The 10,802-nt window shown below is 44.0% G+C and carries 12 protein-coding genes; 6 read left to right on the top strand and 6 right to left on the bottom strand.

Features of this window, described 5'->3' with window-relative positions; translation table 11 throughout:
- The 4 genes from BB427_RS24045 to BB427_RS23360 all read left to right on the top strand — a co-directional run.
- Nucleotides 1-192: YgaP family membrane protein (locus BB427_RS24045; protein WP_302622144.1), on the top strand; the 192-nt coding region annotated here is incomplete at its 5' end.
- A 37-nt stretch (nucleotides 193-229) separates the two neighbouring features.
- Nucleotides 230-574 carry a rhodanese-like domain-containing protein gene (locus BB427_RS23370; protein ID WP_010378206.1) on the top strand — a complete coding sequence of 115 codons (345 nt, stop codon included), beginning with the start codon at nucleotides 230-232 and terminating at the stop codon, nucleotides 572-574.
- A gap of 241 nt (nucleotides 575-815) precedes the next feature.
- A complete protein-coding gene (locus BB427_RS23365) occupies nucleotides 816-1,229 on the top strand; it encodes a hypothetical protein (RefSeq protein ID WP_069023594.1) in 414 nt (137 codons plus the stop codon).
- A gap of 19 nt (nucleotides 1,230-1,248) precedes the next feature.
- Nucleotides 1,249-1,575, top strand: a complete 327-nt coding sequence (locus tag BB427_RS23360; RefSeq protein ID WP_069023592.1) for a helix-turn-helix transcriptional regulator — start codon at nucleotides 1,249-1,251, stop codon at nucleotides 1,573-1,575.
- Between the two features lie 67 nt (nucleotides 1,576-1,642).
- On the opposite strand, the gene BB427_RS23355 is transcribed toward BB427_RS23360, so the two are convergent.
- Both BB427_RS23355 and BB427_RS23350 read right to left on the bottom strand, forming a co-directional pair.
- Entirely contained in the window at nucleotides 1,643-2,269 is a 627-nt protein-coding gene (locus BB427_RS23355; RefSeq protein WP_039493461.1) for an OmpA family protein, read from the bottom strand.
- Nucleotides 2,270-2,352: 83 nt separating this feature from the next.
- On the bottom strand, nucleotides 2,353-3,144 hold the full coding sequence (locus tag BB427_RS23350) for a substrate-binding periplasmic protein (protein ID WP_240701625.1): 792 nt from the start codon (nucleotides 3,142-3,144) through the stop codon (nucleotides 2,353-2,355).
- Between the two features lie 102 nt (nucleotides 3,145-3,246).
- Here BB427_RS23350 and chrA point away from each other — a divergent pair, with 102 nt between their 5' ends.
- Nucleotides 3,247-4,377, top strand: coding sequence for a chromate efflux transporter (chrA, locus tag BB427_RS23345; protein WP_069023590.1), 1,131 nt, complete (start codon nucleotides 3,247-3,249; stop codon nucleotides 4,375-4,377).
- A gap of 24 nt (nucleotides 4,378-4,401) precedes the next feature.
- On the opposite strand, the gene BB427_RS23340 is transcribed toward chrA, so the two are convergent.
- From BB427_RS23340 to speA, 4 genes are all read right to left on the bottom strand, one after another.
- Entirely contained in the window at nucleotides 4,402-5,631 is a 1,230-nt protein-coding gene (locus BB427_RS23340) for a mechanosensitive ion channel family protein (RefSeq protein WP_069023588.1), read from the bottom strand.
- Nucleotides 5,628-6,548, bottom strand: coding sequence for an acetyltransferase (locus BB427_RS23335; RefSeq protein ID WP_069023587.1), 921 nt, complete (start codon nucleotides 6,546-6,548; stop codon nucleotides 5,628-5,630). The genes BB427_RS23340 and BB427_RS23335 overlap by 4 nt, the downstream gene beginning before the upstream one ends.
- Before the next feature lie 15 nt (nucleotides 6,549-6,563).
- Nucleotides 6,564-7,439, bottom strand: a complete 876-nt coding sequence (locus BB427_RS23330; protein ID WP_010378193.1) for an acyltransferase — start codon at nucleotides 7,437-7,439, stop codon at nucleotides 6,564-6,566.
- A 110-nt stretch (nucleotides 7,440-7,549) separates the two neighbouring features.
- Entirely contained in the window at nucleotides 7,550-9,430 is a 1,881-nt protein-coding gene (speA, locus tag BB427_RS23325) for a biosynthetic arginine decarboxylase (RefSeq protein WP_069023584.1), read from the bottom strand.
- A 220-nt stretch (nucleotides 9,431-9,650) separates the two neighbouring features.
- On the opposite strand from speA, the gene speE reads away from it, so the two are divergent.
- Complete coding sequence (gene speE, locus BB427_RS23320) at nucleotides 9,651-10,511, top strand: polyamine aminopropyltransferase (RefSeq protein ID WP_069023582.1); 861 nt, start codon at nucleotides 9,651-9,653, stop codon at nucleotides 10,509-10,511.
- Nucleotides 10,512-10,802: the final 291 nt, after the last annotated feature.

The following is a 10,802-nucleotide window of genomic DNA, read 5'->3' as shown; positions in this document are numbered from 1 at the left end:
TATCCGCAGCTCAGGTTATTTAGATTAATCGCTGGTGTTATGTTTGCCATTTCTTTACTGCTCACACATTTTGTCAACCCACATTGGGTTTGGTTTAGCGTGTTTATTTGTGTCAATTTAGTGCAGTCTGCTTTTACTAACTGGTGCCCTATGATCGTTATATTGAAGAAACTTGGCATTCAGGAAAGGTGAGTCATAATGAAACCGATAACCCAATAAGGAGCTACATATGCTGATATCTGCCCAAGATGTATTAAAGACAGTTAAGCCTAATCAACGCTGCATTGACGCGGTACAAGCAAAATCAGAGATTGCACAAAACAATGGTCTGGTTATCGACGTGAGAGAGCCGGCTGAGCATAGTCAAAAGGCAGCCAACGGCGCGGTAAATATCCCAAGAGGATTGCTAGAGTTTAAGCTTCCAGAGCTGGAAAAAGACGCAGACAGGCCAATTTATTTACACTGTGCTGCTGGTGGCCGTGCTATTTTTGCCGCAGAGCAACTAACACGTATCGGTTATACAAATGTCAGCGTAATTACCTGCAAAGCTGAAGTGGTGTGTGACACGCTTTAAGCACATTATGACCCTCTTTTTATTGAGGCACTGAGTCACAAAACTTTATTAGGCTCAGTGCTGTTTCTGACTTCCATTTCTTACCCAACCTTAAGATTCGCTATAAAAGCATTTAAATCATTAAGTTAATTAATTTTATAAATTATTGTCATATGACAGTTTGAGCACTGACGTAAGCTTGTCGGCGTGTTTTAATGAAGAAACAGGCACAGTGGAGACAACAACATAACTGGAGTTCAATATGTCTGACTTAAAAAAGCTAGAAAAAGCCACCTACAAAGTGTATTTCCAAGATGGAGATCATCAAATTACGTGTTGTGCAAATGCATTAAATTGCACTCAATATGTTTTCGTCGACGATGTTTGCGTTTCTCAAAAACGCCACTTACTCGGTGATAGTACCCATAAATTTACTTTTGCAGATCAGGCCTATGAAGCTAGATTTTGTTTAATTAACGGGTTTACTTTTGAAACTGAGTGCCTATTACTCAAAGGAAAAAAAATACTTGGTCGCCAGTCAAGTACCCCTCTGAACGATCAACTGACCTTAGCCAAGGTCATATTCACTTTTATGGGCTACGGCCTAGTTGCAGGCTTTTGTATATTTACTCTCGCGTACTACTTGGGACGCTGGTACGGCAGTGCCGCACTTTAAGTTCGTCAAGGAGGAGATAATGCAAATAAATAATAATACAGTAAAGCTATTGCGAACCGAAAAGAGTTGGACTCAGCAACATTTAGCAGATGCCTCTGGAGTTAGTCTACGCACAATTCAACGCGTCGAGAGCGACGGGACAGCAAGTAAAGAGACTGTAATGAGCTTGTGTGCGGTGTTTGAAGTCTCCCAATCCAAGCTTATTGATTTGGCCGACATGTTCCATAATAAAGAAAACAAAGAAGAAAAAACAGTGAGTTATCATTTATTCTTGTTTACTGCAATCCTATCCCTAAGCGTTGGGGGCGTTATCGGCGCAGGCCTGATTTATCTGATAATTCGATAAATACCTTATTCTTATAGCAGCCGAAGTCCATAAAAAGGAGTGCTGTGCAGCACTCCTTGCACTTTTCTTATGCGCGGTTTGGAATAATTTTTATTTCTACTCGGCGGTTTTGTGCCTTACCTTGCTCAGTATCGTTGCTCGCGATTGGCTGAGACTCCCCCATGCCCTCTGCGTATAATCGCGCAGGAAGTACCTGCTGTGATAATAAATACTGCTTTACGCTATTCGCGCGCTGTTCAGACAAAGTCTGATTAAAGCTCGCTGAACCAGTAGAGTCTGTATGCCCGACAATCGTTAAGAATGTCTTATCGTACTGCTGCATCACGCGCGCGATGCCTTGAAGTGTATTATAAAAACCTGGGCTGATAGCTGACTTACCTGTCGCAAAGGTAATGTTTGATGGCAACACTAAGCGCATTTGGTCACCCTCACGAACCACCTCAACCCCCGTGCCCGCGAGCTCTTGGTTAAAAGCGGCTTCCTGCTTGTCCATATAGTTACCAATTGCGGCACCTGCAATTGCACCAACCGCAGCACCAATGGCAAGACGCTTATCTTTGTGGTTACCAGTAGCCTTACCTAACACCGCACCAGTTGCAGCGCCAATCGCCGCACCTTTACCTGTGTTATTCATTTCACATCCAGACAAAGCAACCACAACGGCTGCACCAATTAACATATTTCTTGCAATCATCTTCCCACCTGAGTTCGTTTCAACTTGATTGTCTATATTGTTGCAATAAACAATTAACTCTGGCTGAAGCCTTGTTGGTTTTTTTAAGGATGAGCAGGGACTAAGTCGCTTATATGCTCAGAAACTGGTGGCAGTTTATATTTTGCAACCACAGCATCAAGCTGCTTTCTCTCAGCCAATTGCTTCATCGTTAAACGAATGGTTTGCGCAAGCTCGGTGCCGCTGAAGCGTTTGCTCATTGCCATATGGCCATAAATCGGCTGAGCGTGGTGATAGGAGACTTTTTTCAACTTTTCAATGGGCTGACCAAGCACTTCCATCGCCACCTCAGCGGTGTCTTCAACTGCGATCACAAGGTCAACACGTCCTTTAAGCAATAAATCAAACGCCACTTGCTCACTAAACACAGGGACTTTATTGAGTTGACGGTCTTCATCAAAGCGAGGGTAAAAAACGCCGCCACGCATCACCGCAATCCGCTTGGTATAAAGATCCGTATATTGTTCCACCCGAATATCGCTGTCTTGCTTAGCATAGAACACAAACGAAGATGTCAGCGCCATGTAGGCGGGTTCGACAAAGTTGATTAACTTTTCTCGTTGAGGCGTACGGATCAAGCCACCCATGACGTCTACCTCACCTTGCGCTATCATCCGCATACAGCGAGAGAAAGGACAGGGAACGGCATTTATTTGATAATCAACACCAGCCTGAGCCTGCACCGTTGCCAATATATCTAAGATTAAACCTTGCACTTCACCATTGTCTTCAATAATGCTATACGGTGGCGCGTGATCAACAGCGACATTAATTTGCTGAGCAAAACAAGAGAAGTTCGCCAACAAAAAAAGTAAACACGGCGATAAAAAAGTCATTCGCATAATACTTATCCAACTGAGGCGCACTCGCGCCAAAAGTCATAAATATGTCATATAAAATTGTGAAGATATAAGGTTAACAATATCACAAGGTACACTATGTTTCTGAAAATATTTTACCAGTTTTTGTTATTAGGATGTACGAGCTTTGGAGGACCCGCAGCCCACCTTGGGTTCTTTAAAAAACACTTTGTCGATAACTTAAAATGGCTGAGTAACGAGCGCTATGCCAGTATGATCAGTCTGTCACAAATACTGCCAGGGCCGGGGTCTAGTCAAGTTGGATTCGCGATTGGTTTTGAAAAAGCTGGAATACTAGGAGGGATCGCCGCCTTCTTAGGGTTTACGCTACCGTCTTTTTTGCTCATGATCATGCTGGCATTAACCGCTGAGCAGCTTTCGGGCACTGCGTTGAATGTCATCAATGGGTTGAAATTGTTTGCTGTTGTCATCGTTGCCGATGCGGTAATGAGTATGGCGAAAAGCTTTTGTAAAACCACAGCACTCAAATTCGTCGCATTTTTCGCCACATTCACGCTGTTGATGCTGCCGAACTTAAGCGCACAATTGGGTGTGCTTATGGTGCTTGTCGTTGCTGGTTACTTTTACTCATTTAGCAATGCGCCAAGTAAACCGAGTCAATCAAAAAGCCAAATCAACTGGTCTGTATTTGCGCTCTTTATTGGCCTATTTGCGTTAACCTTTGCCGCGCTACCAAATCAACTATTTGCCGAGTTTTATCAGGCAGGTGCTTTAGTTTTTGGCGGCGGTCACGTCGTGCTGCCGCTACTACAAACTAGTGTTGAGGGAGTCGCGCAAGAAACCTTCTTAACAGCTTATGCTGCCGCGCAAGCCATTCCAGGGCCGATGTTTACCATCGCAAGCTTTTTAGGCGCCGTTGTCGACAATACCCATCCCATTTTGGGCGCAGCGATTGCAACGCTCGCTATTTTCTTGCCGGGCCTACTGTTAATGTGGGCGTTTAACCAACAGTGGCAATCACTTATTGCATTGCCAAGGTTTGCAAGCATCAGCGCGGCCTTAAATGCCGGTGTTGTGGGAATTTTAGCCGCTGCGTTTTATCAACCAATTTGGCTTTCTGCGGTGCATAGTTTGCTCGATATCATCGCGGTGGTATTAGGCTTTGTAGCACTAAAATGGCTAAAGCCCGCGATATGGCAATTGCTTATTGCCTTTATGGTATTTGGGGTTATCGCTGGAAGTGTGTAGGCCACCTTTCTGTGGCCTTGGTGATTATTCTACAATTGCGTCAGGTTTACTAACGGCGCGCACTTTCACGCGGTGTGCGCCAAAGTAGTCACTCACACTTTGGTATGGACGTAACCCAAATGCTGGCATTACGCTTAGCATGTAGTCCAAAATATCGGCTTGTAGATGCTCATAAAACACCCAGCGTTTATCGCGACTAAAACAGTAAAACTCCAGAGGCAAACCATGCTGCGTGGGGGCAAGCTCCCTGACCATACATAAACAATCTTGATTAATGGCATCATGCTGCTTCAAGTAGGCCTCTGCATAGCGTCTAAATAAGCCTAAATTGGTGATATCGCTTGGTACATCGTCAAGCTTTTCCAGTAGTGGATATTGCTCGGTTAGCAACGCTCGCTTTTGCTCAGCCAACGGCTCAATGCTAGTAAAATCAATATGAATGGCGCGTTTTATGCGACGTCCTGCTGACTCTTGCATGGCACGCCAGTTTTTAAATGAATCAGAGATCAACATATAAGTTGGTATGGTGGTGACGGTGTTATCCCAGTTACGTACCCTAACGGTATTTAAACCCAGATCTATCACCTCGCCGTCTGCACCAAATGCGTCAACTTGGATCCAGTCACCAGTGGTTACCAGTCGATTGGCTGCTATTTGAATACTCGCAACCAATCCCAAAATCGTATCTTTAAATACCAAAATAATGACTGCCGCGATAGCACCAAAACCGGAAAGAATATAAGTCGGTGATTTATCCACCAAGATACTGACCACCAATATAGAACAAACTATAAATATCAGTAGCTTAATTACTTGAATAATCCCTTGGATCGGCACTTCTTTGGCGAATGGAAAGAGGTTATAAACGCCATTACCTAAATTGACTAAACTGCTAAATAAAAACCCAGATGCCACCACCAACATAACGTACACCAGTGTTTCCATCACGATAAACACCCAAGCTGGCGCGACAAATAGACGCTCGTGGTAGGCGGAAAAGACCAGTAAACACAATACAAAGGCAAAGCGGCCGCTAAATTTACTTAACTGAGGGGCAAGGTGACCAATTTTACGCGGTGAAATATGTCGCGCGAGGTTTTCTACATTGGGTAGCACTAAACGGCGGATCACCCAATATAAAAACAATAACCCAACAACCGCGACACCGTTGGTGAATAACGCACTGATCACAGTGCCTTGCGGTAACTCTTTTAACCACGGTTGAACGACATCATGAAGGTGATCAAACTTCATAGCTGTTTTAGCTCCTCATTGAGCGTGTCATTTGGCTCAGTCGAATGCAGCCAATGCGCTTCGAGTTGGCAATCTTTGCGTTGCCAAACTTCATTCATAAAAGATTGAAACTGTACACGATAAGCTTTATCGGCTTGATAGTTACCAAGCGGCACTTTCTCCATCGCGATGTAGTCTATTTTTACATCAATTGCGTCCAAGCGTCCAAGCGTAAATGCACGGCAAATATGCTCACCTTCTAACTCATAAGCCAAAGTCGCGTTGAGCATGCCGTCAAGTTGCTCAGATAACACTTCAAGGGCAAACGCTACACCACCCGCCTTTGGTTTGAGCAGATGCTTAAACGGACTATTTTGATGCGCATGTTTGGCTTTAGTATGACGAGTACCTTCCACAAAATTAATTACCGTTGTGGGATGATCACGAAAATTGCGACAACTGGCTTTGGTACGCTCTACATCCATCCCTTTAAGCTTAGGATTTTTGGCGATCTGCGCTTTACTCGCACGTTTCATAAATGGCATGCCCATAGCCCATGCACCAGTACCAATGAAAGGCACGTACTTTAATTCATCTTTTAGGAAAAATTTAGGTGCAGGTAGTACCTCCATGGCACTAAGCACAACGATATCAAGCCAGCTAAGATGATTGGAAATTAATAAATACCACCCTTGAGCGTGTAATTCTTTTGGCAAGCCCACTTGGATTTTGTCGCACGCGATGCGCAAACCAAGGTAATTGCCTTTACACCACATACCGTAAAAAAAGTGCAGTGCTGTAGAGATAAACTTAACTGGCACAAGCAGTTTTATGATGCCAAACAATAGCACCAATAAACCACATACAAAGGTATTCACCAGCAGCCACACACTGGCCGATAGCCCGAGAAACCACTTAGGTAGTATTTGTTTTAACATCACAACATCCTTCTACTACTTTTTATCGGCAAGCTCCACAAGTTGTGCATCTTTAGCTTGCCACAAGGCGTTTAATTCGGATTGAAAACGCACTCTAAATTCGGGATCATTCGTGTAGTCGCCGACCAAGTTTGCACTGACCGGCATTACTTCCACCTGAACATCTACTGACTTCACTTTACCAGCGATAAAGTCTGCAAAAGTTGGTACACCACCGGGATAATGTATGGTGACGTTCACCACTTTGCTGATTTGCTCACCCATGGCCTGCATCACAAATGCGATGCCTCCCGCTTTTGGTTTAAGCAGGTGTGTGAATGGGCTTTTCTGCTTACTATGCTTGGATTCGGTGTAACGCGTACCCTCAACGAAGTTTACAATACTCACTGGCATTGTTTTAAACTTTTCGCATGCTTTTCGCGTCGTTTCTATGTCTTTACCACGCAATTTAGGGTTTTTCTTTAATTGCGACTTGCTGGTTCGCGTCATAAAAGGAAAATCGAGTGCCCACCAAGCAAGACCAAGCACAGGTACGTAAAGCAGCTCTTTTTTCAAAAAGAAATTCAAAAACGGGATTTTGCCATGAAGCACTCGCTGCAACACTAAGATATCCACCCAACTTTGGTGATTGGCGATAACCAAGTACCAGTCTTTGCGTTTTAGCTCATCCAACCCGCTAACATTGAGTGTATACGGCGCAATGAGGTTTTGGCTCACTGAATTACACGCGACCCAGTTACTTGCGCACGCTTTAGCAATATAGCTCATGGCTTTTTGCAATGGTGGGATGGGCAGTAGCTTAATCAAGCCACAAATAAAGATCGGTATAAACCAAAATATAGTGTTAACGGCATACAGCAAGATGCTGATCACTTTACGAATAAACGACATTCATTCCCTCATCGTGTTTTACGGCAGAGCTGTATCATACCTTGAAAATCACACACAATTAAGCCGACCAGTTGGTCGGCTATAATTTATTCCATTTCACTATTTGAAAATCAATCTTCGAAGTAAGTATAACCTTCAAGTCCTGCGTTTAACTCCTGTAGATACTGAGCTTTAATTGACTCTGGTAACGACAAGGCCGCGACCTGCTGTGCGTAGTTCTCAGATAACACAGCTTTGTCATAATGAACAAAGCGTAGTACATCTTCAACACTGTCGCCCTTGATTGCATTAGTGAGTTTATAACCCTCATCACAAAGCTCAACGTGTACTGAGTCTGTGTCACCAAATAAGTTATGTAAATCACCCAATATTTCTTGATAGGCTCCCACCAAGAACATCGCAACGTGATATTGCTCTCCCGGCACATACTCAGGAATGGGTAAACTTGACTCGATACCCGCGCCCTCAACATAACTGTTGATTTGACCATCAGAATCACAGGTAATGTCCTGAATAATCGCTCTTTGCGTCAACGGCTGATTGAGCTTGTCGATAGGCATCACCGGAAATAGCTGGTCAATACCCCAAACATCCGGCAGTGATTGGAACAACGAGAAGTTCACAAACAGTTTATCAGCCAGCTTTTCATTGAGGTCGTCTAGTACTTCTCGGTGTGCTCTTGCATTCTCATTTAAGCACTCACGCACTTTATGAAGTGTCGTGAAGTAAAGCTGCTCAAGCTGCGCCCACTCTTGCATGCTGATCAAACCATGCACGTATTGGTCGTGTGCATCGCTGAACAAGTGCATAGCGTCATGGTAAGTTTCTAAAGCCATGCGAGGAGTCAGTTGTGACAACGAATGCCATAACTCTTGTAATACCAATGGGCTGGTATCTTGTGGTTGCACCGGTTCGACTTGATTTGGTGCTTTTTCTACGTCGATCACATCCGTAATAAGCATCGCGTGATGGGCAGTTAATGCTCGACCAGATTCAGTAATAATATCCGGATGCGGAATGCTATTGAGCTCCGCAATATCATGAAAAGCATGCACCACATTTTTCGCGTATTCCGCCACCGTATAATTCATAGAGCATGAACTACGAGAACCTGAGCCTTCGTAGTCCACTCCGAGGCCACCGCCAACATCAACGATACGCAGCGGAACACCTAGTTGGTATAGCTCAGCATAGTGACGCGCACATTCTTTAAGCGCACGTTGAATATCACGAATATTGGCAACTTGCGAGCCGATATGGAAGTGTACCAACTGCATTAAGTGCAAACGATTATGCGACTTAAGTAGCTCAACCGCTTGCAGCACTTGGCTAGCAGTAAGACCAAACTTGCCTTTTTCACCACCGGTATTTTGCCACTTGCCTTTACCAACTGAATTAAGACGAATACGAATACCAATCGACGGTTCAATGCCTAAATCGTCGATTTCTTGTAATAAGGTATCCAGTTCAGAGAGCTTTTCTACGACTATGTTTACTTGATGGCCCATCGCTTGACCGATGCAAGCTAAGCGCAAGAACTCACTGTCTTTGTAACCGTTACAGACAATGGTAATAGGTTGGTGTGCCACACCCAAAATTGCCATCAATTCAGGCTTAGAACCGGCTTCAAGGCCAACGAGACCGCTTGGATGAGCCAATAACTTACTGACAACCGAGCGCTGCTGATTCACTTTTATTGGATAAACACAAGTGTACTGGCCTTGGTAATCACGTTGAGTTCGTGCGGCAGTAAATGCTTGAGTCAAGGTATCGACACGATGTTTTAAAATGTCGGTAAAACGCACCAAAACCGGCAAAGTTAGCCCCTGCGCTTTAAATTGCTCAGTTAACTCTGGAAGAAAAATTGGTGGCTTAGTGCGATCACCATCAGGAAACGCCACTAACTGGCCCTGTTCATTGATATCAAAATAGCCGTCACTCCAGTGCGTAACGTTATAGATAGAACGTGCTGTTTGCAGACCCCAAGTCATTGCTGCTCTCAATTAATTCTTTATAAAGCTTCATTCTAATACGCGAGGCTAGTCAATGCGACCTAAAGTTGCGTTTTCATTAGCTTACAAACCTGATAAATAGCCCATGCTTGATTAGGACTAATATGAGGCAAAGTACAAAATGTTGACTAAAATTGATTGAGCAAAGGCGCAAGCACTGGCAAAATTGCCTTAATTTTTATCAAGTGTGAACACAATCATGGCAAACTTAGAAGCAAACCGTTGGTTTACAGAAATTAGCGACCGCGATGGCAGCGCTTTTTCACTTAGAGTCAACAAAAAACTAGACGAAATCCAATCACCATTTCAAAAAGTAGAAATGTTTGAAACGACGGATTTTGGTAACCTGATGATCATTGACGGTTGCACTATGGTGAGCACGCGTGAAAACTTTTTCTATCACGAAATGATGAGTCACCCGGCGCTATTCTCGCACCCTGCACCTAAAAATGTTGTGATCATTGGCGGCGGCGACTGTGGCACATTGCGTGAAGTATTAAAGCACCCTGGCGTTGAAAAAGTAACTCAGATTGATATCGACGAAGTTGTGACGCAAATGTCTTTGAAATACTTCCCTGAGCTTTGTGAGTCTAATAACGATCCTCGTGCAACTGTGATGTTTGATGATGGCATCAGATATATGCGTGAAGCCGAAGCAGAGTCTATCGATGTTATCATCGTTGATGGCACCGATCCTGTTGGCCCTGGTGAAGGTTTATTCAACCACGCATTCTACAAGAGCTGTTTAGCAGCGCTTCGCACTGGTGGTATCATGATCCAGCAAAGTGAATCACCACTGATGCACATGCCGTTGCTACTAGAAATGCGCGATGCAATGTTGGAAGTAGGCTTTGTTGATCTGCAAACCCTGCCTTTCCCACAGCCAATCTACCCAAGCGGCCTGTGGTCAGCAACAATGGCGCGTAAAGATCAAAAGTTTGCCGGATTCCGCGAACAAGACGTTGATAACGCAACATTTGACACTGAGTACTACAACACAGGTATTCATAAGGGTGCATTAACAACACCTAACTTTATGAAGCGTGCTTTCGAAAAGTAGGCCGAATCAAAATATAAACTTAATTGTTAAAGTGTGGTAGTGTTAGAGTGTAGTAGCTCATATCTGATCCTACAGCCTTGATGATTAGGTTAATGCTTCACCTGACCCGCAGTTATGAGCGAACAGCAGATGTTCGCTCTAGCTCGTTTTTGGATAAAAACGTTTTAGGTCGCCGGCTGTATTAGGCGAATTTCGCATAAAAATTTCTATGGGCTAACGCCTAAATAACTGGTTTAAAAGCTTGGCTAAAATTAGCGAAGAATGAGGACCAGCCAAGCTTTAGACGTCCCA

The organism is Pseudoalteromonas sp. BMB (genome assembly GCF_001709235.1).
GTDB lineage: Bacteria > Pseudomonadota > Gammaproteobacteria > Enterobacterales > Alteromonadaceae > Pseudoalteromonas > Pseudoalteromonas maricaloris.
Note: the sequence above shows the minus strand (reverse complement) of the source record. Positions and strands in the feature narration are given on the sequence as shown.

What these genes read in the sequence shown, in the direction of transcription:
- BB427_RS23370 (WP_010378206.1), top strand. Translation starts at nt 230, where the DNA reads ATGCTGATATCTGCCCAAGATGTATTAAAGACAGTTAAGCCTAATCAA.
- BB427_RS23365 (WP_069023594.1), top strand. Translation starts at nt 816, where the DNA reads ATGTCTGACTTAAAAAAGCTAGAAAAAGCCACCTACAAAGTGTATTTC.
- BB427_RS23360 (WP_069023592.1), top strand. Translation starts at nt 1,249, where the DNA reads ATGCAAATAAATAATAATACAGTAAAGCTATTGCGAACCGAAAAGAGT.
- BB427_RS23355 (WP_039493461.1), bottom strand. Translation starts at nt 2,269, where the DNA reads ATGATTGCAAGAAATATGTTAATTGGTGCAGCCGTTGTGGTTGCTTTG.
- BB427_RS23350 (WP_240701625.1), bottom strand. Translation starts at nt 3,144, where the DNA reads ATGACTTTTTTATCGCCGTGTTTACTTTTTTTGTTGGCGAACTTCTCT.
- chrA (WP_069023590.1), top strand. Translation starts at nt 3,247, where the DNA reads ATGTTTCTGAAAATATTTTACCAGTTTTTGTTATTAGGATGTACGAGC.
- BB427_RS23340 (WP_069023588.1), bottom strand. Translation starts at nt 5,631, where the DNA reads ATGAAGTTTGATCACCTTCATGATGTCGTTCAACCGTGGTTAAAAGAG.
- BB427_RS23335 (WP_069023587.1), bottom strand. Translation starts at nt 6,548, where the DNA reads ATGTTAAAACAAATACTACCTAAGTGGTTTCTCGGGCTATCGGCCAGT.
- BB427_RS23330 (WP_010378193.1), bottom strand. Translation starts at nt 7,439, where the DNA reads ATGTCGTTTATTCGTAAAGTGATCAGCATCTTGCTGTATGCCGTTAAC.
- speA (WP_069023584.1), bottom strand. Translation starts at nt 9,430, where the DNA reads ATGACTTGGGGTCTGCAAACAGCACGTTCTATCTATAACGTTACGCAC.
- speE (WP_069023582.1), top strand. Translation starts at nt 9,651, where the DNA reads ATGGCAAACTTAGAAGCAAACCGTTGGTTTACAGAAATTAGCGACCGC.